Source organism: Rhodococcus wratislaviensis, assembly GCF_041228765.1.
In the GTDB taxonomy this organism is placed as follows: domain Bacteria; phylum Actinomycetota; class Actinomycetes; order Mycobacteriales; family Mycobacteriaceae; genus Rhodococcus_F; species Rhodococcus_F wratislaviensis.
In genome coordinates, this window is sequence record NZ_CP150488.1 from 7,325,005 (window position 1) to 7,348,494 (window position 23,490).

Here is a 23,490-nt window from a genome sequence, read left to right on the forward strand (position 1 = left end):
GTGGCGATCTTCACCACGTCCGCGCGAATACCCGCGAGTAGCAACAACTTCTGATCCACCAGCCATCTCACGGTGAATTAGTGAACGAGCCGACCTCGCGCTCCGATATCGCACGAGAAACCAGCGCCATATCCAGTTTTCGGATCATTGTGGTACCGTCGTCGCGCGATATCGCTGCGTACCAATCCACTTCCCCGCGCGGTTTCGTCACCGTTGGACGAATTCCGTTCGCCGGCCGTGTCGCCGTGCCCCCTGTAGCGTCAGGCACGACCGTCCCATTCGCCGCAGCTCTGGGCTCGACGGAGTCGGCCAACCCGAACACCGCGGCCGCAAGCAGCAGCGCCGTCGTGCGACGTCCCGTCATCAGTGTCAGAGTGCCAGGTTCTCGCCTCCCCGGCACACCGAACCTTCGCTGTGCGACAGTGGTCCGATGAGCCCCGTGGTGACGATCGACGAGTTGGCGGAATCGTTGAGCAGCGACGCTCCGCAGGTCCTTCTCGACGTGCGGTGGGCGCTCGGCGACGCCGAAGGCAGGCAGCACTATCTCGACGCGCACATTCCCGGTGCCGTGTTCGTCGACCTGGACACCGAACTGGCCGCGCCGGGATCTCCGGAACTGGGCCGGCATCCGCTGCCGACGCTGCCGGACCTCCAGGACGCCGCGCGCCGGTGGGGTGTCCGGGAGGGCGGTCCTGTCGTGGTCTACGACGCCACCGGGAACCTTGCCGCCGCGCGGGCGTGGTGGCTGCTGCGCTGGGCCGGAGTTGCCGACGTGACGATGCTCGACGGTGGACTCGGCGCGTGGACGTCGGCGGGCCACCCCGTCCGATCCGGTGACGAGCACCCACGATTCCCGGGTGACGTCGTGCTGACTGGAGGCCACCTGCCGACGCTGACCGCGGACGAGGCCGCCGACTTCGCCGCCGGCGGCTGCCTTCTCGATGCCCGTGCCGCCGAGCGGTATTCCGGCGAGACCGAACCCATCGATCCCCGCGCAGGGCACATTCCCGGCGCTCACAGCGCCCCGACGTCCGAGAATCTCGGGCCCGACGGACGGTTCGCGCCTGCCGAGGCGCTGCGCGCACGGTTCGCCGCGGTCGGCGCGGAACCCGGACGTCCCGTCGGCGTCTATTGCGGATCGGGTGTGACAGCGGCCCACCAGGTCGCAGCACTCGCGCTCGCCGGCGTCGACGCCGCCCTGTATCCGGGGTCCTGGTCGCAGTGGTCGTCCGATCCCGGGCGTCCGGTCGCCACCGGGCCCGAGCCGTTCTGACCGCGAGTCACGCCGTCTGACCGACCTGCTCCGCGTCGTGGGCCGGATAGGCGTGGATCAGGGCGGTGTTCAACTTCGGGACCGCATGGGTGAGTGCGTGTTCGGCGGTGTGCGCCACACGGTGTGCGTCGCGCAGGCTGGTCGACGGATCGACGTCGAGTTCGGCGTCGGCATGCAGGTGGTGCCCGATCCACCGCATCTTCACGCTCCGCACCTCGACCACCCCCGGTTCGGCGGCGAGGGCCCGTTCGGCGGCATCGACCAGTTCCGGGTCGACGCCGTCCATGAGCCGCCGGAACACGTCGCGGGCGGCGGTCCGCAGCATGAGCAGGATCGCGGCCGTGATGACCAGGCCCACCACCGGGTCGGCGAGCGGAAGCCCGACCGCGACACCGCCTGCGCCCAGCACCACGGCGAGGGAGGTGAATCCGTCGGTCCGTGCGTGCAGGCCGTCGGCGACGAGCGCGGCAGAGCCGATCCGCCTGCCGACGCGGATGCGATACAGCGCCACCCATTCGTTGCCGGCGAAACCGATGACACCGGCGAGGGCCACCCACCCGAGGTGGTCGATGGGCACGGGATCGAGGAGGCGGCGGGTCGCCTCCACACCCGCGACGACCGCGGACAACGCGATCATCACCACGACGAACAACCCGGCGAGGTCTTCGGCCCGGCCGTAGCCGTACGTGAATCGGCGGGTGGCCGCCCGCCGTCCGAGGGCGAACGCGATCCACAGCGGCACCGCCGTCAGCGCGTCGGAGAAGTTGTGCACGGTGTCGGCGGCGAGAGCGACGGAACCGGACAGCCCCACCACGATCACCTGGGCCAGGGCGGTGACGCCCAGCACCACCAGGCTGATCTTCACCGCCCGGATCCCGATCTCGCTCGCCTCGAGTGCGTCGTCGACGCTGTCCGCGGAGTCGTGGCTGTGCGGGGCGAAGATCTCGCGGATCGCCCCGCGGACACCGCCCGAATGCCGGTGGCCGTGGCCGTGCCCGTGGGAATGTTCGTGGCCGGTCACGAGCCGCCTCCCTCCGCGGCGAGTTCCGGGTCCTCGTGGATGACCTGCAGGTCGCCGGCGGCGCGGTGGTGTCCCGGGATGCCGGGGCCCGCGTGTTCGGCGTTGAACACGGCGTCGGTGACCAGCTGCTGCACGTGCTCGTTGGCGACGCTGTAGTAGATGGACGTCCCCTCCCTCCGCGTGCGCACCAGCCGCGCCATCCGGAGCTTCGCGAGGTGCTGCGAGACGGACGGCGCCGGCTTTCCCACCCGTTCGGCCAGCTCGTTCACCGACAGCTCGCCTCCCACCAGTTGCCAGAGCAGCTGGACCCGGGTGGCGTCGGCGAGCATGCGGAAGACCTCGACTACCAGCCCGACCTGGTCTTCGTCGAGCCGGCGCCGACAAGCGCGCATATCTGCATTCATACGCAGATAATAGGTCACTTCGTTTTGTGATGCACCAGACACCGAAATGACTTACTTGCTTGCACTAACGATGTATATAGTTGCTTGCATCAAGTAAGTCGTCCTTCAGGGGTTGCCATGTCCGTCTCGTCAGTGCCTTCCGTGTCGTCCGTATCTCTCGGCACCACCGAAGCGCTCATCGACGAGGTCTTCCTCTTCGGCCGCGTGCTTCGCGACGCCCTGGTGTCGGAAGGTGACGGTCACATCCCGCGCGCGTTGACAGGGGTCCTCCTCGTTCTCGCCGCCCGGAGGGAATGCCGGCAGAACGAACTCGCCACCGAGCTGTGTGTCAGCCAGTCCTCACTCAGTCGCCAGATCACCGATCTGGTGGACGTCGGCTACGTCACCCGGCACTCGGACCCCGCCGACGGACGCGCATTCCGAATACGCGTGTCGCCGGAGGGAATGGCGTACGTCAAGCACGTGAGAACACAGCGAGCCGCACGAATGCAGAAGTTGATGACCGGATGGAACGAGACCGAGGCAGCGATTGCCCTCGAGTCCATCCGGCACCTGAAGGAAACACTCTTCGATCCAGAACACCGGATCGTCACGAGCTCGAACCCGATTGGAACACAAAGCGTATGACCGAAACACAGACTCGGCCGCCGGTTGAAGAAACGACGGCCATGACGCACCGCCAAATCCTCGAAGCCCTCACGGGCCTGCTCGCGGCACTGTTCACCGCGCTGCTGAGCAGCACGATCGTCGCCACCGCCCTCCCCACGATCATCGGTGACCTGAAGGGCACACAGACCGCGTACGCCTGGGTCATCACCAGCGCGTTGCTCGCCAACGCCGCCTCCACCCCGATCTGGGGCAAGCTCGCCGACCTGTTCAACAAGAAGGTCCTCGTCCAGAGTGCGATCGTCATCTTCGTCATCGGTTCGGTGATCGCCGGCTTCGCGCACAACGTGCCGATCCTGCTGACCGCGCGTGTCATCCAGGGCATCGGCATGGGTGGCCTGACGGCGCTCGTCGTCGCCATCATCGGCACCATCGTCGCTCCCCGTGAGCGCGGCCGCTACTCCGGTTACATGGGTGCCGTCATGGCCGTGTCGATGTCGGGTGGCCCGATCCTCGGCGGCGTCATCGTCGACAGCCCCCTCGGCTGGCGCTGGTGCTTCTTCGTGTGCGTGCCGCTCGCCGTCATCGCACTGTTCCTGCTGCAGCGCACGCTGCACCTCGCGACCGAGAAGAAGGACGACGTCTCCATCGACTGGCTCGGCGCCCTGCTGCTGACCGCCGGTGTGTCCATCCTGCTGATCTGGGTCTCGTTCGCCGGTAAGGCGGGCTACTACGAGTGGTTCTCCCGCGAGACGGTCATGTACGTCGGATCGGGTGTGCTGCTGCTGGCCGCGACGATCCTCGTCGAGGCCAAGGCCAAGTCGCCGATCATCCCGCTCAAGATCGTCACCGAGAAGACCACCGGACTCGCCATCATCGCGTCCGTCGCCGTCGGTGTCGGAATGTTCGGCTCCACCACGTTCCTCGGCCAGTACTTCCAGACCTCGCGTGGCTACACCCCCACCATGGCCGGAGTGCTCACCATCCCGATGGTCGCAGGCATGCTCCTCGGCACGGTCGGATCCGGACAGCTCATCACCCGCTTCGGCAAGTGGAAGCCGTTCGTCGTCGGCGGCGCCGTCTTGATGATCGTCGGCTTCGGATTGCTCGGCACCATCGATCACGAGACCAGCCTCACCCTGGTCGGCGCGTACATCGCGATCATCGGTCTCGGCATGGGCATGCTGATGCAGAACCTGGTCCTCGCGGTGCAGAACACCGTCAGCGTCCAGAACATCGGTGCGGCATCCAGCTCGGTTGCCTTCTTCCGGACCTTCGGTGGCGCGATCGGCGTCTCGGTTCTCGGTTCGGTGCTGGCCACCCGCGTCGCCGACCTGTCGGCCGACGGTTTCGCGAAGCTCGGCATCCCCGCCGGGTCGAGCAGCGGTGGCGGAAGCCTGGACCTGACGTCCATGCCCGCTCCCGTGCAGGGTGTCATCCGTGCCGCATACGGAGACGCGACCGGCCGGATCTTCCTGATCGCCGCCGTCGTCGCCGTCATCACCCTGATCGCCGTCATACTGCTGCCCAACCGCCCGCTGCGTCGCACCATCGACCTGTCGAGCGAGCAGGAGCCCGTCCAGGAACCCGAGTACGCCCCCGTCCCGGAGTACGCACTCGAGCCCGACACGGCGCCGATCCAGTCGTCCGAGGTCCGCGGCGGCAGGCACGAGGCCCCCGCCGATCAGCGGCAGCCCTTCGCAGGGTTGAGCGCCGACGCCCGGGACCGTCTCCTGTCCATGCTGCTGCCGCAGCCGGAGCGGACGCTGGAAGCGATCGACGAAGCGGAGAAGATCCGCGACGAGGTCAACCGCCTGCGTAACGACCTCAACGCCAAGCTCGTCGAATTCGACGCGGTCTGGGATCGCCTGCGCGAGCTGGGACTGAGCGAAGAGCAGGTGGCCGGCGTCCTCGGCGGCGGCCACGTGGCGGACACCGGCAACGGTGCCCTCATCCGCTGAATGAGATGATCGTTCAGTTCCACGACGCCGTCGGCCCGCCCACGTATCCCCCTCTACGTGGGCGGGCCGGCGGCGTGATCGCTCAATTGACCCGGTTCACGCTGGTGGGTACGTCGAGCAATGTGCTCTACGCTCTCGCGTTCTTCACCCTCGACATGTACGGGTCGTTCGTCGCCAACCTGGTCGGCGTGGTGACCAGTTCGATGTTGGCCAACGAACTCCACCGGCGGCTCACCTTCCGCGCCGTCGACCGCGTCCGCTGGTTCGTCGCGCAGTGGGAGGGCGGAACCCTCGCGCTGCTCGGCCTGGCCGTCAGCTCGCTCGCGCTCGCCCTCCTGCACATGCTCTTCCCCGGCGCCGACGGCCCGGCGCAGGTCGCGCTCGTCATTGCCGTCAGCGCCGTCGTCGGCGGGCTGCGGTTCCTCGCGCTCCGTGGGTGGGTCTTCGCCCTGTGAGTACTTGTTAACCGCCCGCGGTTAACAAGTACTCACAGGGGACGGTGCCACGGGCCCCTGATCGCCAGCGTCAGCCCCGGCGACTGGATGTTCGCGAACAGGATCCTCCCGTCCGCGCTGAATGCCGGACCGCAAAATTCGCTGTCGTTCAACTCGTTCCGAGCCATCACGAACGGCTCACCCTCCGCCGTGACGCCCACGAGGTGGCTGATTCCTTCGCCGTCCTCGGCGAGGATCACGCCGCCGTACGGCGACACGGTGATGTTGTCGGGGCCGTCGTAGTTTCCGGTGTCGACTGCGGGATCGGGATTGACACCGAACAGGGTCTTCAGCGTGACCGTCTGCTTCGCCGGGTCGTAGAACCACACCTGGCCGTCGTGCTCGGCGACGCTGCCGTCGCTGGTCCGTGCGTAACTCGCGACGAAGTAGGCGCCGCCGTCGCCCCACCACTGTCCCTCCAGCTTGCGGCTGCGGGTGACGACGTCGTTCCCGAACTGCTCGCGCACCGACGTGCTCGTCGCGTCACGGTCCGGCACTCCGACCCACTGCACGGTGTACACGGTGCCGGGCTCGATGGCCTGCGACAGGTCGGGGACGTGGGTTCCGCCCTGGAAGCACGCCATCGCCTGGAGGGCACCCGCGGTGTCGCCGCCCGGAGACTGCGCGAGTTCACGCAGCGCGTTCGGCCCGCCCCGGAAACCCTGTGGCGGCGTCCACCGGTAGTACAGGCCGTTCGGCCCGGACGCGTCCTCCGTGAGATATATGGTGCTCGACGCCGGATCCACCGCCACGGCCTCGTGCGCGTACCGGCCGAGGAACTTCAGCGGCACAGGACTTTTACCCCTGTTCGCGTCCTGACTCGCCGGGTCCACCTCGAAGACGTAACCGTGGTCGAGCAGGAACCCGTCCTCCCCCGCGCGAGCCTCCGTCTCCTCGCACGTCAACCACGTTCCCCACGGGGTGATGCCGCCCGCGCAGTTGTTCACGGTGCCCGCGACGCTGACGTACTGGCCCTGCCGTGCCCCGTCGGCGCCGACCGCGGTCGTGGTCGTGCCGCCGCGCGCGCCCGTGTCGTACGTCAATCCGTCGAGAGCGGGCACGCCGAACGGTTCGTCGCTGCCGATCTCGTGATTGGTGACGAGTGTGGAACCGCCGGGTCGCGCGAACACCCCGATGGCGTCGGGATCGCTCGGCACCGGTACGCCACCGTCCAACTGCGTCTCACCCGACCGGGCGACGACGGTGTACGAAAAACCTACGGGGAGCGAGAGAATGCGGTTCGGGTCCGGCACGAGCGGTCCGTAGCCGATCGCCTGTCCCGGTGCTGCGGACGCGAACGCCGGCCGGACGAGGGCTTCGACGCTTCCGGCGAGTGCCACACCGAGGCCGGTGAGCGCGGTGCGACCGAGGAATCCGCGGCGGTTGAGTGGTGCAGTGGACACTGTCTGAAACCTCCATGGTGACGAACCGGGACCTCCGGACGGTAGGTACCGCGTTGCCCTGCTTCGTGGACGCACCGTGGCGGGCGCATGAACCGGACGAGAACTTCCCCCTGTGAGTACTTGTTAACCGCCGGCGGTTAACAAGTACTCACAGGCGTTGACATGTGACCAAATGGTCACCTATTGTCGATTCATGGACGACGATCACGTCTTCAAGGCGCTGGCCGATTCCACCCGGCGCCTGATACTCGACCGATTGTTCGCCCAGGACGGTCAGACGCTCACCGAACTCGAGTCGCAGGTCGAGATGACGCGATTCGGGGTCATGAAGCATCTGCGTGTGCTCGAAGACGCGGGACTCGTCGTCACACGCCGCTCCGGCCGGGAAAAACTTCACTACCTCAATCCTGTGCCGATACAGCTGATCCACAACCGGTGGATCGACAAGTACACCGAGCGTCACACGAGTGCGCTCGCTCAGCTGAAAGCCGAACTGGAGGAAGAGAAATGACTACCGCCGACGCATTCCAGGTCTACGCCGTCTACATCAAGGCGACACCGGAGGCCATCTGGGACGCCATCACCAAACCCGAGTGGTCGCAGCAGTACGGTTACGGCGGCCTCGTCGACTACGACCTCCGCGCGGGCGGCGCCTTCCGCTCACGCGCAGACGACGCGATGAAGGAATACCCGGGCGTGCCCGACGTGATCGTCGACGGCGAGGTGATCGAATCCGATCCGCCGAAGAAGCTGGTCCAGACGTGGCGCATGCTGATGGACGCCGACAACGTGGAGGGTTTCACCACTCTCACCTACGAGATCGTGCAGTCGAGCCGGCCCGGAGTCGCGAAACTGACTGTCACACACGACCTCACCAACGCACCGGGCCTGGCCGAGATCGTCGCGGGCAGGCGCGAGTCCGAGGGCGCGGGCGGCGGCTGGAACGAGGTGCTCAGCGGAATGAAGACCCTGCTCGAGACGGGGCAGCCGATGGTGAACTGGGGCTGAGCGCGGGGGTCGGCGGGCGCGAGGGCCCGACATCTGTCGGACGGCCGCAGTAAGCTCCAACCATGACGGCTGCGCAGTCGCTCGACGGGGATTTCCTCGCACTCGCCGACCCTTACCGGCGCGAGTTGCTCGCCCATTGTTATCGCATGATGGGCTCACTTCACGACGCCGAAGACCAGATGCAGGAGACGTTCATCCGGGCCTGGCGGGGGTACGACGGCTACCAGCAGCAGGCGTCGCTGCGGACGTGGCTGTACAAGATCGCCACCAATACGTGCCTGACGGCCCTGCAGAGCAAATCGAAGCGTCCGCTGCCGAGCGGGCTGGGCGCTCCCGACTCCGACCCGACGGCCGACCTCGTCGAGCGACACGAGGTGCCGTGGCTCGGACCGCTCCCCAACCGTCTCATCGACGACGACGCGAACGATCCCGCCACGGTCGTGACGTCGCGCGAGTCGGTACGGCTGGCGTTCATCGCCGCCCTTCAGCATCTTCCTGCACGTCAGCGCGCCGTTCTCGTCCTCCGCGACGTGTTGCAGTGGAAGGCGTCGGAGGTCGCGGCGGCTCTCGGCACCACCACGACGGCGGTCAACAGCTTGCTGCAGCGCGCACGCGCGCAACTCGAACTGGCCACACCGACGGCCGACTCTCTCGTCGAACCGGAATCCCCCGAGGAACGCGAGCTCCTCGACCGCTACGTCGCCGCGTTCGAGGACTACGACATCGACGCGATCGTCGAACTGTTCACCAAGGACGCGGTCTGGGAAATGCCCCCGTTCGACGGCTGGTATCGCGGGGGCGTGTCGATCGGCACCCTGATCAGCGGAAACTGTCCGGCCAAGGGGCCGGGCGACATGCGCCTGGTGCCCACCGCGGCCAACGGACAGCCGGCCCTCGGCCTGTACATGCGCGGGGAGGACGGCGTCCACCGTCCGTTCCAGCTCCATGTCCTGGATGTCACGGCTGACGGGGTCTCCCATGTCGTCTGCTTCTTCGACGTCGATCTGTTCGAGAAGTTCGGACTATCGGAGACCCCGCCCGCCTGACCCCTACGCCGGCACGGCGGCCGGATCCATCCACATGACCTCCCAGACGTGACCGTCCAGGTCGCGGAACGCGCGTCCGTACATGAAGCCTTCGTCCTGGAGCTTGCCCCACGACGTCCCGCCGGAGGCGAGGGCCTTGTCGACGAAGCTGTCGACCTCTTCGCGGCTGTCGGCCGAGATACACATCAGGGCCTCGACGGACTTCGACGTGTCACAGATGCCGCCCTCGATGAAGTCCTTGAACCGGGACTCGACGAGGAGCATCACGGACGTGTACTCGTTGATGACCATGGCGGTGCAGGAGTCGTCGCTGAACGTGGAGTTGAACTCGAAGCCGAGTCCGCCGAAGAACGTCTTGGTCGCGTCGAGGTTCTTGATCGGCAGGTTCACGAAGAGCATCCGGGACATGTGATTCTCCTTCTCGGGTTCCGCCCAGTGCGGAAGGTCATCGGTACAGACCGCAGCGGTGCGCAAAACTCATCGGTCACCGCCCGCCCGATCCTCTCAGCTCTCGGCGAGGTCGAGGAACGAGCCGATCATGATCCGTCCGGCCGCCTCCACGTCGTCCAGGTGCTCGCCCGACGGGGCGGTGCCCGGCGGCCCTGCATCACCGGCAGCTGCGCGCGGGTCAGTTCGACGTGGAACTGCAAGCCGTACGCGCGGCGGCCGATCGCGAAAGCCTGATTCTCGTAGAGGTGACTGCTCGCCAGCCGGACCGCGCCGCCGGGGAGGTCGAACGTGTCGCCGTGCCAGTGGACGACGGGCACCTCGGCACCGACCGAACCGAACACGGGATCGCGCGTTCCGTCCTCGGACACCGTGACCGTCCCGGCACCGTTCTCCGGGGTCGGCCCCCGGCGGATCGCGCTGCCGAACGAGGCGGCGAGAAGCTGAGCGCCGAGGCAGATTCCCAGCATCGGGAGTCCGGCGCCCACAATTTCTTTGATGAAGTTTCGCTCTCGCGGAAGTTGCGGGCGGGTAACGTCATCTCGGGCGCCCATCGGACCGCCCATCACCACGAGGCCGCCGATGTCGTGAACGGCCGGGAGTTCCGACGCTCGGTACATCGGGTACTCGGTGTAGCGAATTCCCCGCTCCGCCAGCAAAGTACCGACGAGCGCCAGTCCTTCGAACGACACGTGCTTGACAACCGCCCATGGCTTGTTCATGCCACAATTCTTACCGAGTAGGGACTTTCGGCCCTATGCAGGCCTGGATTCGTGAATTCCGCACTGAGTGCACAAAATTCGGATGTTCACACGGAGTTCACGTTCGGTGTACACCACCCGAATGACACCCTCCCAACTGGACGCTTGTCTAGTGGCATGGCTCACGCGAAACCTGTAGAAATACGAGCGTCACTCTTTCGTGACCCGTCCCATATCAATTAGTTATCCGGTGGTGGTCCCTGACAAAAGGAACGTCACCATCTCCCGTTACCTCAGACCACAGACGAGCCCTCCCGCGATCCGGGAAGTCGTCTTCGGGATGGAAAGGGCCTCAGATGCCGCTCCCCATGTCCCCTCTCGACTCGATGTTCCTTCTCGGTGAGTCCCGTGAGCACCCGATGCATGTCGGCGGCGTGGAGATCTTCCAGCTCCCGGAAGGCGCCGACACGTATGACATGCGCGCGATGCTCGACCGCGCGCTCGCCGACGGCGACGGGATCGTCACGCCCCGGCTCGCCAAGCGAGCCCACCGGTCCTTCTCGACGCTCGGTCAGTGGAGCTGGGAGACCGTCGACGACATCGACCTCGGCCACCACATCCGGCACGACGCGCTGCCCGCCCCCGGAGGCGAGGCCGAGCTGATGGCACTGTGCTCGCGGCTGCACGGATCGCTGCTCGACCGCAGCCGCCCGCTGTGGGAGATGCATCTGATCGAGGGACTGAGCGACGGACGGTTCGCCGTCTACACCAAGATCCACCACGCGGTCGCCGACGGCGTCACCGCGATGAAGATGCTGCGCAACGCGCTCAGCGAGAACTCGGAGGATCGGGACGTGCCGGCTCCGTGGCAGCCGCGCGGCCCGCGACCGCAGCGGACGCCGTCGAAGGGGTTCAGCCTGTCGGGTCTGGCCGGTTCCACGTTCCGCACCGCCCGCGACACCGTCGGTGAGGTCGCCGGGCTCGTGCCCGCGCTCGCCGGCACCGTGTCCCGGGCCTTCCGCGACCAGGGCGGCCCGCTCGCCCTGTCCGCACCGAAGACCCCGTTCAACGTGCCGATCACCGGTGCCCGCCAGTTCGCGGCGCAGTCGTGGCCGCTCGAACGTCTCCGGCTCGTCGCCAAGCTGTCCGACAGCACCATCAACGACGTCGTGCTCGCGATGTCCTCCGGGGCACTCCGCAGTTACCTCGAGGATCAGAATGAGCTGCCCGCCGAGCCGCTGATCGCGATGGTGCCGGTGTCGCTGAAGAGTCAGCGCGAGGCGTCGAACGGCAACAACATCGGGGTGCTCATGTGCAACCTCGGCACCCACCTCCCCGAACCGGCGGATCGCCTCGACACCATCCGGACGTCCATGCGCGAGGGCAAGGAGGCGTACGAGACGATGAGCGCCACGCAGATCCTCGCCATGAGCGCTCTCGGTGCGGCGCCGATCGGCGCGAGCATGCTGTTCGGGCACAACTCGCGGGTGCGCCCGCCGTTCAACCTCATCATCTCCAACGTTCCGGGCCCCAGTTCACCGCTGTACTGGAACGGGGCGCGGCTCGACGCCATCTACCCGCTGTCGGTGCCCGTCGACGGCCAGGGCCTGAACATCACCTGCACCAGCAACGACGACATCATCTCGTTCGGGGTCACCGGCTGCCGCAGCGCGGTGCCCGACCTGAAGTCGATCCCCGCCCGGCTGGGACACGAACTGCGCGCCCTCGAGCGCGCGGTCGGAATCTGATCCTAGGGACTCTTACGGTCGCTGTGCCCGAGGTGGCGGTCGGGCGCCACCCGGTCCCGGACCAGTTGCTTGAGCACGGTGATGTCGGGGAAGCCGCCCTGCTCCTTGCGGTCCCAGATCAGTTCGTCGTCGACGGTGATGCGGAAGATCCCGCCGGTGCCGGGGACGAGCGCGACCTCGCCGAGTTCCTGCCCGAACGTGCCGAGTAGTTCCTGCGCCATCCACGCTGCGCGCAACAGCCACTGGCACTGGGTGCAGTAGGTGATCGCGACCCGGCCGTCTGTGCTGCTCGTCGTCATCGTGCCAGGTTAGCCGAAGGTGCTCCCCCGCTTGCTGTTCGAGTTGCACGGAGGACACCTGTTCGTCATGCGGACGTCAGCATCGTGAGGCAGACTGTCGATCGCCATGCTGTGCCACCTCGACGAAAGGAAGCCGCCATGTCCACCGCGCTCGAAGAATCGCGTCGCCACGCCATCGAGCTGACCAACGAGAAGATCCAGGCCGTCAAGGACTTCTTCACCAACATCTTCCGCCTGGACACCACGCACCGCACCGAGGCCTGAACTCGCGGGGAGGCCTTCGCCGAGAAGGCCTCCCTGTCTTCACCGGATCGTCTCGAAGAACTGCACGACCTCCGCGGTGCGGAAGTGGTCTTCCGAGACGTGCGGGCCGCTCACCTCGACGAACTCGACGGCGTCCGAGCCCCGGCGGAGCATCTCGACCCACGGGCCCGTGACGCCGGCAATGTTCGCCACCTCGTCCTCCCGCGACGCGTACACCCGAATCGGCACTCCGACATAGTCTCCCGGCTCGTGCCGGACGGCGTCCCAGCGCTCGGTCTTCGGTTCGAGGTCGTGCCCGTCCGCGGACAAGCGGAAGGCGTCCCGCACGGTGTCGCGTCCGTGTTCGCCCCGCTCCCACACCGCGCGCAGCGACAATGATGGCGCGATGAAGACCGCGCCGTCCCACGCGACCTCGTGTAGGCGCACGGCGTTGGCGGCGGCGTTACCGCCCATCGATTCGCCGATCAGGAACCGACGTGTCACCGGCCACCGGTGCGACACCCACTCGTCCAGTGCGACCACGGCGTCCTGCGCCAGGCGGTTTCCCCACTGGTCGCCGTGCAGGTATGGGCTGGCGACCAGGTATCCGGCGTCCAGCAGGCCGTCCCGCAGACCGGCGCGGTCGTCGATCGACTTCTCGTCCCCCGTGCGCCCGTGCAGGTAGCACGCGAACGCCGACGGCGTCACCCCGCGCGGCACCGCGACCAGCGCACGATCGCCGGAACGCGGGACCGTCACCGCGTGCTCGTCGTACGTCGTGAGGTGAGCCGTGCGCCGCGTCAGCGGTTCGGCGGACCCGGCACGAATTGTCACACCGCCACGCTAACAAGCGACGACGCGACGTGCGTGGCGGGAAATTCGGACGCGGCACCGGTTTCGCCGAGTCGAGCTGACGCCGGGCGGCACGCTCCTATAATTCGTACCCTGAGCCCTAGTTGCGAGGGGGACGGATGGCCGGCTTCCTGCTACGACGAGCGCTCAACTACGTGGTGCTGTTGCTGCTGGCGTCGTTCCTGACGTTCAGTCTCGCCTCGCTCACGTTCCGTCCGCTCGACAGCCTTGAGCAGCGCAATCCGCGGCCACCGCAATCGGTGATCGACGCGAAGGCCGCCGAACTGCATCTGGACGATCCGATCCCGGTGCGGTACGCGAATTGGCTGGGCGGCGTAGTCCACGGCGACTTCGGCACCACCATCACGGGTCAGCCGGTGTCGGACGAGCTGGGCCGCCGGATCCTGGTGAGCATGCGGTTGCTGATCCTCGGTTCCGTGATCGGAGCGGTGCTGGGTGTGCTGATCGGCGCCGCCGGTGCGATCCGGCAGTACAAGTTCAGTGACTATTTCAGCACCGTCGTGTCGCTGCTGATTCTCAGTGCGCCGGTGTTCCTCGTCGCGACCCTGCTGAAATACGGTGCTCTCCAGATCAACTCGGCCACCGGCAGCCAGATCTTCCTGTACACCGGCGAATCCTCGGCCAGCACGATCACCGGGTTCTGGCCGCAGTTCGTCGACCGCGTGCAGCATCTCGTGCTGCCGACCATCGCGCTGGCGCTGGGCAGCATCGCCGGTTACAGCCGGTATCAACGCAACGCGATGCTCGACGTTCTGGGCAGCGACTTCATTCGGACCGCGCGGGCGAAGGGGCTGACCCGGCGGGCGGCACTGCTCAAGCACGGGCTCCGGACGGCGCTGATCCCGATGGCGACACTGTTCGCCTACGGATTCGGGGCGCTGGTCGTCGGCGCCACGTTCACCGAGACGATCTTCGGCTGGCACGGCATCGGCGAATGGATCGTCATCGGCATCGACAATCAGGACACCAACATCGTCGTGGCGATCACGTCGTTCACCGGGCTGATCGTGCTGTTGTCGGGACTCCTCTCGGACGTGGTGTACGCGGCGCTCGACCCGAGGGTGCGTGTCGGGTGACCGAGATCCAGATCGCGTCCACCGATGCGGCGGTGTCGGCCGTCGGTCGCCGAACCCTGCTGTGGCGGCGCTTTCTCCGGAACAAGCCCGCCATCGCCGGGGTGTGCGTCCTGGTGCTGCTGTTCGTGGGCAGTTTCGTCGGACCGTACCTGCTCCCCTACGACTATCAGCAGCTCGACTACACCGCGCTGCTGCAGCCGCCCAGCCCCGAACATCCGTTCGGCACCAACCAGATCGGCCAGGACGTTCTCGCGCAGACGCTGCGCGGGCTGCAGAAGTCGCTGATCATCGGGATCTGCGTCGCGCTCTTCTCCACCGCGATCGCGGCGCTCGTCGGTGCGCTGGCGGGGTATGTCGGTGGCTGGCCGGATCGGGTGATCATGTGGCTGGTCGATCTGCTGCTCGTCGTTCCCAGCTTCATCATCATCGCCGTGTTCACCCCGCGGCTGAAGTCCTCGAGTTCGATCGTCCTGCTGATCCTGCTGCTGGCGGTGTTCGGCTGGATGATCACCGCCCGGATGGTTCGGGGGATGACGCTGAGCCTGCGCGAGCGGGAATTCGTTCAGGCGGCCCGGTACATGGGCGCCCCCACGCACATGATCATCACCAGCCACATCGTCCCGAACATCGCGTCGATTCTGATCATCGACGCGACCCTGAACGTCGGTGCCGCGATCCTCGCCGAGACCGGGCTCAGCTTCCTCGGGTTCGGCGTCCAGAAGCCGGACATCTCCCTCGGGTCGCTGATTGCCGACGGCACCGAATCCGCCCTCACCTACCCGTGGCTGTTCCTGTTCGCCGGCGGTCTGCTGGTGATCACCGTGCTGTCGGCGAACCTGGTGGGCGACGGTCTGCGCGACGCGGTGGACCCCAGCTCGACGCGCGCCCGGTCCGGCAAGAGGAAGAAGAAGGCGAAGCGGTGACCGGGCAACCGTTGCTCGACATCGCGGACCTGCGGGTCAGCTTTCCCAGCGAGGAAGGCCGCATCGAGGCGGTCCGGGGTGTCAGCTACGGCGTCTCCGACGGCGAAGTGCTCGCCATCGTGGGTGAGTCGGGCTCGGGCAAGTCGGTGGCGTCACTCGCCGTGATGGGCCTGCTGCCCGAGCATGCGCGCGTCACCGGCTCCATCCGGTTGCAGGGCCGCGAGTTGCTGGGCATGGGCGACCGGGAGCTGTCGTCGCTGCGCGGGAAGACGGTCAGCATGGTGTTTCAGGACCCGCTGTCCGCGTTGACGCCCGTGTACCGGGTCGGTGACCAGATCGCCGAGGCACTGCTCGTCCACGGCCGGGCAGCCAACAAGAAGGACGCCGCGCAGCGCGCCGTCGACCTGCTCGACCTGGTCGGGATACCCGATCCGGCGGTGCGCGCCAAAGCGTTTCCCCACGAGTTCTCCGGCGGCATGCGACAGCGCGTCGTGATCGCCATCGCGATCGCCAACGACCCCGCGCTGATCATCTGCGACGAACCGACCACTGCCCTCGACGTGACCGTGCAGGCGCAGATCCTGAACCTGCTGCGCAAGGCCCGCGACCTCACCGGTGCCGGCGTCGTGATGATCACCCACGACATGGGCATCGCCGCGACGCTGGCCGACCGCGTGGTGGTGATGTACGCGGGCCGGGTGGTGGAGTCGGCGCCGGTGCGCGAACTGTTCGCCGAACCCCGAATGCCCTACACCGCAGGGCTACTCGTGTCCGTGCCGCGGATGGATGCGCCGATCCGGAGCCGCCTGGTCTCGATCGCCGGTGCCCCGCCCGCGCTGCATTCGCTGCCACCCGGCTGCACGTTCGCGCCGCGCTGTCCGCTCGCGGTGGACGCCTGCCTGCTCGCCGAGCCGGAACTCGTCTCGACCGGACCCGGTCACCAGGCTGCGTGCATCCGCGTCGACGAGACGGACACCCGGGACCTGTTCACGGCGTATCGGCGGGACCAGCCGGCATCCGCCCCCACCGCGAAGATGGCACCCGAACAGCGGGTGGTGCTGCAGGTGACCGATCTGGTGAAGACGTATCCGATCACCAGCGGTCTGGTCTTCCGCCGCAAGCGGGGCGAGATCCGGGCGGTCGACGGCATCAGCTTCGACATCCGAGCCGGCCGCACGCTGGCGCTGGTGGGTGAATCCGGTTCGGGCAAATCGACCACGTTGACGCAGATCCTCGACCTGGCCGCGCCGGAATCCGGTTCGATCGCGGTGCTGGGCGCCGACGTCGCAGCGCTGAGCCCACCCGAGAAGCGCGCGATCCGGCGCAAGATGGCGGTCGTCTTCCAGGATCCGACGGCGTCGCTGGATCCCCGGCTGCCGGTGTTCGACGTTCTCGCCGAGCCACTCCGGCTGGACGGTCGCAGGCGTGAGGAGGTCGGCCGCCGGGTACCGGAGTTGCTCGACCTCGTCGGGTTGCGCCGCGAGCACGCCGATCGCTATCCGGCGGATTTCTCGGGCGGCCAGAAGCAGCGGATCAGCATCGCCCGGGCGCTCGCCCTCGACCCGGAACTGCTGATCCTGGACGAGCCGGTCTCGTCGCTCGACGTCTCGATCCAGGCCGGGGTGCTCAACCTCCTGCGCGATCTTCAGGAGCAGCGGGGCATGTCGTACCTGTTCGTCTCCCACGACCTGTCGGTGGTCCGCAACATCGCGCACGACGTCGCGGTGATGTACCGGGGCAGGATCGTCGAGTCGGGGGCAGCGCAGACGATTTTCGAGGATCCGCAGCACGAGTACACCCGGGCGCTCCTCGAGGCAATTCCCGTTCCGGATCCGACGTTTTTGGCACACTGACGTCTACGAACTTCGAGGAAGGGCACCCCATGAGGATTCGTTCGGCACGCACCCGCCTCGCGGTATCGGTCCTGGCCCTCGGACTTGTTCTCGGTGGCTGCGGGGGTTCGGACACCGGCGATGTCGAGGCCGGGTCCGGGTCGATCGGCACCACCAACGACATCAACCCGCACGACCCCAGCGAGTTGCGCGACGGCGGAAACCTGCGGTTGGCGTTGTCGGGTTTCCCCCCGAACTTCAACACGCTGTCCAACGACGGCAACGACACCGAGATCGGCGCCATGCTGAAGCCGATGATGCCCCGCGCGTTCAGCACCGACGCCTCGGGCGCGCTGTCGGTGAACCACGACTACTTCACCGACGTCGCGCTCACCGGCACCGACCCCCAGCAGGTCACGTACACGATCGACCCGAAGGCGGTGTGGTCCGACGGCACCCCGATCACGTGGGCGGACATCCAGTCCCAGGCGGCGGCGCTCAGCGGTGAGAACAAGGACTTCCTGATCGCGAACACGTCCGGGTTCGAGCGGGTGGACAGGGTCGAGCGCGGCATCGACGACCGTCAGGCGGTCATCACGTTCGCCGAGCCGTACGCCGAATGGAAGGGCCAGTTCGCGGGCAATTCGATGCTCTACCCGAAGTCGGTGACCGCGACCCCCGAGGCGTTCAACGAGAGTCTGCGCGACGGGGTCACGCTGACGTCGGGACCGTTCCGGATCGCGTCGATCGACAGGGCGCAGAACCGAATCACACTGGGCCGCAACCCCGTGTGGTGGGGTGACACGCCGAAACTCGACACCATCACCTATAGCGTGCTCGACGACGCCGCGCGCATTCCCGCGCTGCAGAACAACGAGATCGACGCGTCCGGGCTGGGCACGATCGACGAGGTGAAGACCGCGCAGGGATCGGCGGGCATCGCGATCCGCCGGGCGCCGGGAAACCAGTTTTCGCACATCACGTTCAACGGCGCGGAGGGGTCGATTCTCGCCGACCCGGAGTTACGGGTGGCGCTGTCCAAGGGCATCGACCGGCAGGGCATCGCGACCGCGATCCAGAACGGTCTGGTCGATGATCCCCAGCCGCTGAACAACCATGTCTACCTCAACGGTCAGGAGGGCTACCAGGACAACAGCGCAGCCGTCTCCTACGACCCCGAGGAGGCCGCGAGGCGTCTCGACGAACTCGGCTGGAAACTCAACGGCGAGTTTCGGGAGAAGGATGGCCGCAGGCTCGAGATCCGCGACGTGATGTACCAGTCGACCACCTGGGTTCAGATCGCGCAGATCCTTCAGCAGAACCTCGCGCAGATCGGCGCCAAGCTGAACATCGACACCCGCGGCGGCACCGGGTTCTTCACCGATGTGATTCAGCCCGGCGACTTCGACATCGCCCAATTCTCCTGGGTGGGTGATCCGTTCCCGCTCAGCGGCCTACCGCAGATCTACGCGTACAACCCCGACGACCTGCAGGGCAATTACGGCCGGATCGGTTCGCCCGAACTGAACGCGCTGATCGAGCGGACGATCTCGGAACTCGACCCGCAGAAGGCGATCGAACTGGCCAACGAGGTGGACACCGCGGTGTTCGAGGAGGGCTTCTCGCTGCCGCTGGTGCAGGCGCCGGGCAATGTCGCGGTGCGCGACAACCTGGCGAACTTCGGCGCAGCGGGTCTCGCGTCCTACGACTACACCACGATCGGGTTCCTGAACTAGCCGTGCGCTACCCCGTGGCCGTCGGCGTGTGCGCGCTGGTGGTGTGCGGCGCGTTCGCCGTGGTCGCCGACGCCGATCAGCTCAGCGCACTGGTCGTGGTGGCGGCGACGGTGCTCGGTGTCACCGGCTACACGTGGTTCGCCGCCACCCGTTCGGGGTCGGAGCCGGGTCGCCCTGCCACGGTGCACCGGGTCCGCCAGCAGTATCGGCTGACCAGCAGGTCCTGGATCGAGGTTCGTGAGGAATCGGGCTCGGTGTGGATTCCCGTGTTCTTCGATCCCGCCCTGATCACCCTGCCGACCCCGACCGCGGCGACGGTGCACGAAGCGGGGCGGCGCAGTGTCGTCGTCTGGGAAGGCCGGCGACTGCTCCCTCCGGCCGAGCCCGTCGGTCGGAGCCGGCCGGGCGGTTGATCGACAACCCGTCGCGCCCGGATCCGGACGGTCCGGTGCGCGCCCACATGGCCGCACGGCCGGGCCGCCGACTCGTCCTCGACGCCCAGTCAGCGGTGGCGGCGCCGTTCGCCGGGGCACTGTGGGTGTACGTCGCGGGCGGCGGGGTTCCGGCGTTCGCAGGCGCGACGTGTGTGGCGGCGGCCGTCGCGATGTGGTTGGCGGCCATCCGAGGCTCCGACCCCAGCTGAAGCGTTACGACATGGTGACGCCCGCGCTGACGAAGCACGGCAGCAATCCGGCGACCTCGCTCAGCACGGGGCCGAATCCGACGGCGGCGGGAACCGGGTCGTTGACGAACGCGACACCCCGGAACCCGGTGGTGAGGTTCGTGAACTGCACGACGGCGCCGTTCCACTGCGCGAGCGGCGCGGCGGTGGTGTACCGGATCCGGTCGGGCGCGACCCGCTCCGCGTTGAACGTCAGCCAGGCGCCGGGGGCACACGTCGACATCGAGCCGGGGATGAAGGGCGCCGCGGAGACGGCCGAGGGCACTGCGAACGACAGTGCGCCGGCGGCGGCGATCACTGCGCCCAGCCGGCCCACCACTTGTCGAGTAGACATCGGAATTCCTTTCGGGGCGCGCCAATCCGTCTCCCCGAGTACGGCGGAACCGCGTCACTGAGTGTGAATACCAGGTCAGAGAATTATATCCCCGCAGGTACCTCCCACCGCCAGGGTCAGAAGGCGTCGCCCACATCCAATTCGAGGCGGTCCTCTTCGAGCCGGACCACCCGGACGGTGCGCGAATCGCCCGCCGCCGTGGTCACCTCGAGTCGCCCGTCGTCGCCGGCGGGCATCCACGTGCCTTCGCGTGGTTCGTCGGCATCTCCCCGGCCGATCGCCCAGTCGACGAACGAGCCGTCCGGCCGGAATTCGATTCCGCCACGCCCCCTCGCGCGCGGGAAGTCGAATCCGGCGGGCCGGTACACGCGGACGCTGTCGTGGTCCTCCTCGAAGGAATGCCGCCAGCGTCCCGCGGCACTTCGGGCAACCAGCGCGGACGCGGCGGACTCCGTTCCCCCAGGGCGCCCCGTCCACAACTGCTTGCGGACGCCGTCGAGGCACGCTCCCATCCGCGCGCCCTGCCCCTTGGTGAACATGACCATCCCGGCGTCGTCCGTGTAGTCCATGTAATCCATGAACAGGTCGCCGTGGGGGCCGTTGCCGCAACTGATGTGCGGGAATCGCGGCATCCCGACGTTCTGCCCGCCCTGATTGGGTGTGTCGCCGACCTCGTCGGAGCCCCGGCACCCGGTGCCGTCGTCGCCCCAGATGTGGAACAGATTGAAGTAGTGCCCGATCTCGTGGGTCGCGGTGCGCCCGAGGTTGAACGGGGCCCGTGCAGTGCCCGTCGTCCCGAACGCGGTGTAGGTGATCACGACGCCGTCGGTGACAACCGGACCGCCGGGGAACTGTGCGTAGCCGAGCAGACCACCGCCGAGCGCGCAGACCCAGATGTTCAGGTATCTCTGCGTCGGCCACGGATCGGCGCCGCCGGTCTCCGCGGACTTGACGCCGTCGTTCTGGTCGAACGCGTCGACTTCGGTTGCGGTTCGGGTGATTCCGTTCGTCGCCCGTCCGTCCGGGTCCGTGTCGGCGAGGTAGAATTCGATTCCCGCGTCGCCGACCAGATGCTCGAACACGGACGGAACGGTGTCCACGTCGTCGTTGGTGGCCCGGAAATCCTTGTTGAGCACCACGATCTGGCTCGCGATCTGGGCGTCGGAAATGTTCTGCGCCGCAGTCTTCCACACGACGTGGACGACGACCGGAATTCGTGCGACGCCGCGGGCGGCGATCGACTGCAGCGATTCCAGGTCGATGGTCTGGTTCTCGATCTCCGATCGGGCGATGCGATACGACTCCGACTCGGTCAACAACCGGCGGTGCACGTCCATCGCCCCGCACGTGCGGCGCGTGGGCAGATCGACCTCTGATTCGTTGGTGCTCATGGCGTCGGGCTCCCTTTCGGTTTCAGAGAATCAGGTCCTGGGGACGGATCAGTTCGCGAGGCAGGGCGCTCGCCTCGATCCGCTCGAGCGGATCGGCCGCGATGTGGGGATCGAGGACCAGACCGGTCAACTGGGCGATCCGCCGGACGGGCACCTGGAACGTTCGGTACGCACCGTAGGAGAACGCCTCCTCCCCCTCGGCGAATTCGTCGAGCAGGGCGGCCTGGCTGAGCAGGTATCCGGTGACCGAGAGACCGCCGTCCTGCTTGACCATGGCCACCGTCTTCCAGAACTGACGCGGCAACGCCACCCCGCGGTATTCGGGGTCGTCGGGCGCGAGAACGGGTCCGGTGACGACACTGACGGCGAGATCGGCGTTGTCCGCGTTCTTCAGAACGTAATCCTCGAGGCCCAGCCACAGCGTCTGCCCCGCGTTGAAACTGTGATGTTGCGGAGCGCAATTCGTGAAGTGGAACGTGTCGTCGTTCGCCGCCTTGGCGCGAGGTCCCCACGCCGGGTCGAGTCGGCGCACGAGGTGCCCGCGGTCGAGCGGATTGTCGCGGTACACGTCCTCCCCCGTCTGCTGATCGGCCGGAAGTCGCGGGTCGAGAATCCATCTGTCGCTGTCACGCCGCGGGCTCTGCGACTGCGTTCCGTCGATGTTCACGGCGGTGAACAGCGCGAGCGCCCGCTCGCGGTGCATCACAACACTGAAGTGGTGGTACTTCAACTCCGGTGACGCGACCGACGGCGTCGCGGGCCGCGGAAGGGGTAGCGGCGCGCGCAGGAAGTTCGCGTCGTACCCGCCGCGGGTGCTGTAGTCCGGGTCGATCGAGATCGCCTCGGGCTCAGCGGGTCGCCGGGTGGCGGCCGGTGAGTCGACCGAGCCGAGACGCACCGTGATCTCGAGGGGAACCCGGACGGTCACTTCCCGTTCGCGTTCGACGGCCGGGGATACCGTCGGTGCCGTCCGCTCCGCGTGGACGATGTCGTCGACGAGGTCACGCGACTGCGGGGTCAGGTTCTGCGCCCGCACGTACTCGAGGATGCGGCTGATGCGCACCCCTTCGTTGAGGACACCACCGAACTCGGTGTGTTGCGGCGCCCGCACGCTCGCGTGATGCAACGCGACCACCTCCCACTGGTCGTTGAACACCGGTGAACCCGAGGATCCGGGTTCGGTGTCGGCCGAGTAGTGCAGAAACCGCTCGGGTACGTCGACGATACGGTTCTCCCGCAGGGCGATCTGCTTCTTCTCGCCGCGGGGGTGCTGCACGATGGTCACGAACTCGCCGATGACGGCCTTGCCCTCCGCTTGGATCAGCGGGGTGAAACCGAACTGGGCGAGCGTCCCGGGTTCGGCTCCGACCGCGACCAGCGCGAAGTCGCGTTCCCGGTCGGCGAGATAGAACCGACCGGGGGCCAGCGGGAACATCTGCACGGGGCGGGGTTTTCCGTCGATACCGTCCTGGTAGTCGAACTCGATCACGCTGCTGCGTGCCGTGTCCGCGTTCGGCAGCACGTGATGGTTGGTCAGCAGCAGCGTGGGTGAGACGAGGAAGCCCGTGCCGTAGCCCTGCAGGGTTCCCCGCGCGTCGCGGATGTTGACGCGTCCGATCGACCGGGCGGCGGCTGCGCCGGCATCGAGGTATCGGACGCCGACGAAATCTGCTGTGTTGATTATCTTCTCGAGAACCTGGTCCGCGAGGGCGTCGGACTCCCAGTCCCCGTTGCCGTAGTAGCGGCCGAGCCGGTCCACCCGCTTCGCGATCCGTTCGGGAGTATCCGCGGCGGCGACACCTCCGGGGCCGTTGAGTGCGTCCACGTGCTCGCCCCGCTGCGGTGCCCGTTCGCGGGCACGCAGTTCCGCCGCATCGCGTTGTCGCTGTCGTTCCGCCTCGAACGTCCCCCCGGGCATCGCGCGCTGCGACTGTCCGTCTCCGATGTTGTCGACGATGGTCATGACTCGGTCCTCACGTAGGTCGGGCG

Annotated in this window: 23 protein-coding genes and 1 pseudogene; 14 read left to right on the forward strand and 10 right to left on the reverse strand. The window is 67.3% G+C overall.

The genetic code is table 11. From position 1 onward, the window contains the following. Positions 1–439: 439 nt before the first annotated feature. Entirely contained in the window at positions 440–1,273 is an 834-nt protein-coding gene (locus tag WKC72_RS33685) for a sulfurtransferase (protein ID WP_370184611.1), read from the forward strand. 7 nt (positions 1,274–1,280) lie between these two features. On the opposite strand, the gene WKC72_RS33690 is transcribed toward WKC72_RS33685, so the two are convergent. Together WKC72_RS33690 and WKC72_RS33695 are read right to left on the reverse strand one after the other, a co-directional pair. Beyond that, positions 1,281–2,294 (reverse strand): cation diffusion facilitator family transporter, encoded by a 1,014-nt coding sequence (locus WKC72_RS33690; protein WP_370180945.1) that lies wholly within the window; start codon positions 2,292–2,294, stop codon positions 1,281–1,283. After that, positions 2,291–2,698 carry an ArsR/SmtB family transcription factor gene (locus WKC72_RS33695; protein WP_370180946.1) on the reverse strand — a complete coding sequence of 136 codons (408 nt, stop codon included), beginning with the start codon at positions 2,696–2,698 and terminating at the stop codon, positions 2,291–2,293. Before WKC72_RS33695 ends, WKC72_RS33690 begins: the two co-directional genes overlap by 4 nt. Before the next feature lie 117 nt (positions 2,699–2,815). On the opposite strand from WKC72_RS33695, the gene WKC72_RS33700 reads away from it, so the two are divergent. The 3 genes from WKC72_RS33700 to WKC72_RS33710 are packed head-to-tail and all read left to right on the forward strand — an operon-like array spanning position 2,816 to position 5,720. Continuing rightward, positions 2,816–3,325, forward strand: a complete 510-nt coding sequence (locus tag WKC72_RS33700; RefSeq protein WP_370180947.1) for a MarR family winged helix-turn-helix transcriptional regulator — start codon at positions 2,816–2,818, stop codon at positions 3,323–3,325. Next, entirely contained in the window at positions 3,322–5,265 is a 1,944-nt protein-coding gene (locus WKC72_RS33705) for an MDR family MFS transporter (RefSeq protein ID WP_112298934.1), read from the forward strand. Before WKC72_RS33700 ends, WKC72_RS33705 begins: the two co-directional genes overlap by 4 nt. 5 nt (positions 5,266–5,270) lie before the next feature. Next, positions 5,271–5,720, forward strand: coding sequence for a GtrA family protein (locus WKC72_RS33710; protein WP_370180948.1), 450 nt, complete (start codon positions 5,271–5,273; stop codon positions 5,718–5,720). A gap of 32 nt (positions 5,721–5,752) precedes the next feature. Here the strand turns inward: WKC72_RS33710 and WKC72_RS33715 are convergent, their stop codons facing one another. Continuing rightward, on the reverse strand, positions 5,753–7,162 hold the full coding sequence (locus WKC72_RS33715; RefSeq protein WP_370180949.1) for an alkaline phosphatase PhoX: 1,410 nt from the start codon (positions 7,160–7,162) through the stop codon (positions 5,753–5,755). A gap of 193 nt (positions 7,163–7,355) precedes the next feature. Between WKC72_RS33715 and WKC72_RS33720 the strand changes: the two genes are divergently transcribed. The 3 genes from WKC72_RS33720 (at position 7,356) to WKC72_RS33730 (ending at position 9,216) form a co-directional block, all read left to right on the forward strand. Then, on the forward strand, positions 7,356–7,673 hold the full coding sequence (locus tag WKC72_RS33720) for a helix-turn-helix transcriptional regulator (protein ID WP_005573288.1): 318 nt from the start codon (positions 7,356–7,358) through the stop codon (positions 7,671–7,673). Beyond that, positions 7,670–8,170, forward strand: coding sequence for an SRPBCC family protein (locus tag WKC72_RS33725; RefSeq protein WP_370180951.1), 501 nt, complete (start codon positions 7,670–7,672; stop codon positions 8,168–8,170). Before WKC72_RS33720 ends, WKC72_RS33725 begins: the two co-directional genes overlap by 4 nt. 62 nt (positions 8,171–8,232) lie before the next feature. Continuing rightward, positions 8,233–9,216 carry a sigma-70 family RNA polymerase sigma factor gene (locus tag WKC72_RS33730; RefSeq protein ID WP_370180952.1) on the forward strand — a complete coding sequence of 328 codons (984 nt, stop codon included), beginning with the start codon at positions 8,233–8,235 and terminating at the stop codon, positions 9,214–9,216. A gap of 3 nt (positions 9,217–9,219) precedes the next feature. Here WKC72_RS33730 and WKC72_RS33735 read toward each other — a convergent pair whose 3' ends face one another. Continuing rightward, positions 9,220–9,624, reverse strand: coding sequence for a VOC family protein (locus WKC72_RS33735; protein ID WP_370180953.1), 405 nt, complete (start codon positions 9,622–9,624; stop codon positions 9,220–9,222). Between the two features lie 128 nt (positions 9,625–9,752). Beyond that, positions 9,753–10,385: a type 1 glutamine amidotransferase gene (locus WKC72_RS33740; protein WP_370180954.1), complete on the reverse strand. Its 633-nt coding sequence runs from the start codon at positions 10,383–10,385 to the stop codon at positions 9,753–9,755. Positions 10,386–10,720: 335 nt separating this feature from the next. On the opposite strand from WKC72_RS33740, the gene WKC72_RS33745 reads away from it, so the two are divergent. Continuing rightward, on the forward strand, positions 10,721–12,112 hold the full coding sequence (locus WKC72_RS33745; protein WP_037235501.1) for a wax ester/triacylglycerol synthase family O-acyltransferase: 1,392 nt from the start codon (positions 10,721–10,723) through the stop codon (positions 12,110–12,112). A 2-nt stretch (positions 12,113–12,114) separates the two neighbouring features. Here WKC72_RS33745 and WKC72_RS33750 read toward each other — a convergent pair whose 3' ends face one another. Beyond that, positions 12,115–12,411, reverse strand: a complete 297-nt coding sequence (locus WKC72_RS33750) for a SelT/SelW/SelH family protein (RefSeq protein WP_011597547.1) — start codon at positions 12,409–12,411, stop codon at positions 12,115–12,117. Between the two features lie 138 nt (positions 12,412–12,549). Here WKC72_RS33750 and WKC72_RS33755 point away from each other — a divergent pair, with 138 nt between their 5' ends. After that, entirely contained in the window at positions 12,550–12,675 is a 126-nt protein-coding gene (locus tag WKC72_RS33755; RefSeq protein ID WP_005257351.1) for a hypothetical protein, read from the forward strand. A 39-nt stretch (positions 12,676–12,714) separates the two neighbouring features. On the opposite strand, the gene WKC72_RS33760 is transcribed toward WKC72_RS33755, so the two are convergent. Further along, positions 12,715–13,488, reverse strand: a complete 774-nt coding sequence (locus WKC72_RS33760; protein ID WP_370180955.1) for an alpha/beta hydrolase family protein — start codon at positions 13,486–13,488, stop codon at positions 12,715–12,717. A gap of 137 nt (positions 13,489–13,625) precedes the next feature. On the opposite strand from WKC72_RS33760, the gene WKC72_RS33765 reads away from it, so the two are divergent. From WKC72_RS33765 to WKC72_RS33785, 5 genes and pseudogenes are all read left to right on the forward strand, one after another. Continuing rightward, on the forward strand, positions 13,626–14,603 hold the full coding sequence (locus WKC72_RS33765) for an ABC transporter permease (RefSeq protein WP_112298939.1): 978 nt from the start codon (positions 13,626–13,628) through the stop codon (positions 14,601–14,603). Further along, a complete protein-coding gene (locus tag WKC72_RS33770) occupies positions 14,600–15,526 on the forward strand; it encodes an ABC transporter permease (RefSeq protein ID WP_370180956.1) in 927 nt (308 codons plus the stop codon). Before WKC72_RS33765 ends, WKC72_RS33770 begins: the two co-directional genes overlap by 4 nt. Next, a complete protein-coding gene (locus WKC72_RS33775) occupies positions 15,523–17,379 on the forward strand; it encodes a dipeptide ABC transporter ATP-binding protein (protein WP_370180957.1) in 1,857 nt (618 codons plus the stop codon). Before WKC72_RS33770 ends, WKC72_RS33775 begins: the two co-directional genes overlap by 4 nt. A 29-nt stretch (positions 17,380–17,408) precedes the next feature. After that, complete coding sequence (locus WKC72_RS33780) at positions 17,409–19,094, forward strand: ABC transporter family substrate-binding protein (RefSeq protein WP_370180958.1); 1,686 nt, start codon at positions 17,409–17,411, stop codon at positions 19,092–19,094. Between the two features lie 38 nt (positions 19,095–19,132). Beyond that, positions 19,133–19,737, forward strand: a pseudogene (locus tag WKC72_RS33785) (hypothetical protein). Positions 19,738–19,741: 4 nt separating this feature from the next. On the opposite strand, the gene WKC72_RS33790 reads toward WKC72_RS33785, so the two are convergent. From WKC72_RS33790 to WKC72_RS33800, 3 genes are all read right to left on the reverse strand, one after another. After that, complete coding sequence (locus tag WKC72_RS33790; RefSeq protein ID WP_037235480.1) at positions 19,742–20,110, reverse strand: hypothetical protein; 369 nt, start codon at positions 20,108–20,110, stop codon at positions 19,742–19,744. 116 nt (positions 20,111–20,226) lie between these two features. Beyond that, complete coding sequence (locus WKC72_RS33795) at positions 20,227–21,501, reverse strand: zinc metalloprotease (RefSeq protein WP_370180959.1); 1,275 nt, start codon at positions 21,499–21,501, stop codon at positions 20,227–20,229. A 22-nt stretch (positions 21,502–21,523) separates the two neighbouring features. After that, positions 21,524–23,464, reverse strand: coding sequence for a DNA/RNA non-specific endonuclease (locus WKC72_RS33800; RefSeq protein ID WP_370180960.1), 1,941 nt, complete (start codon positions 23,462–23,464; stop codon positions 21,524–21,526). Positions 23,465–23,490 lie beyond the last annotated feature (26 nt).

Coding starts and splice junctions, on each gene's coding strand:
- WKC72_RS33710 (WP_370180948.1), top strand. CDS start 5,271: ATGATCGTTCAGTTCCACGACGCCGTCGGCCCGCCCACGTATCCCCCT.
- WKC72_RS33720 (WP_005573288.1), top strand. CDS start 7,356: ATGGACGACGATCACGTCTTCAAGGCGCTGGCCGATTCCACCCGGCGC.
- WKC72_RS33740 (WP_370180954.1), bottom strand. CDS start 10,385: ATGAACAAGCCATGGGCGGTTGTCAAGCACGTGTCGTTCGAAGGACTG.
- WKC72_RS33795 (WP_370180959.1), bottom strand. CDS start 21,501: ATGAGCACCAACGAATCAGAGGTCGATCTGCCCACGCGCCGCACGTGC.
- WKC72_RS33800 (WP_370180960.1), bottom strand. CDS start 23,464: ATGACCATCGTCGACAACATCGGAGACGGACAGTCGCAGCGCGCGATG.
- WKC72_RS33755 (WP_005257351.1), top strand. CDS start 12,550: ATGTCCACCGCGCTCGAAGAATCGCGTCGCCACGCCATCGAGCTGACC.
- WKC72_RS33790 (WP_037235480.1), bottom strand. CDS start 20,110: ATGTCTACTCGACAAGTGGTGGGCCGGCTGGGCGCAGTGATCGCCGCC.
- WKC72_RS33705 (WP_112298934.1), top strand. CDS start 3,322: ATGACCGAAACACAGACTCGGCCGCCGGTTGAAGAAACGACGGCCATG.
- WKC72_RS33735 (WP_370180953.1), bottom strand. CDS start 9,624: ATGTCCCGGATGCTCTTCGTGAACCTGCCGATCAAGAACCTCGACGCG.
- WKC72_RS33780 (WP_370180958.1), top strand. CDS start 17,409: ATGAGGATTCGTTCGGCACGCACCCGCCTCGCGGTATCGGTCCTGGCC.
- WKC72_RS33765 (WP_112298939.1), top strand. CDS start 13,626: ATGGCCGGCTTCCTGCTACGACGAGCGCTCAACTACGTGGTGCTGTTG.
- WKC72_RS33730 (WP_370180952.1), top strand. CDS start 8,233: ATGACGGCTGCGCAGTCGCTCGACGGGGATTTCCTCGCACTCGCCGAC.
- WKC72_RS33700 (WP_370180947.1), top strand. CDS start 2,816: ATGTCCGTCTCGTCAGTGCCTTCCGTGTCGTCCGTATCTCTCGGCACC.
- WKC72_RS33750 (WP_011597547.1), bottom strand. CDS start 12,411: ATGACGACGAGCAGCACAGACGGCCGGGTCGCGATCACCTACTGCACC.
- WKC72_RS33695 (WP_370180946.1), bottom strand. CDS start 2,698: ATGAATGCAGATATGCGCGCTTGTCGGCGCCGGCTCGACGAAGACCAG.
- WKC72_RS33745 (WP_037235501.1), top strand. CDS start 10,721: ATGCCGCTCCCCATGTCCCCTCTCGACTCGATGTTCCTTCTCGGTGAG.
- WKC72_RS33725 (WP_370180951.1), top strand. CDS start 7,670: ATGACTACCGCCGACGCATTCCAGGTCTACGCCGTCTACATCAAGGCG.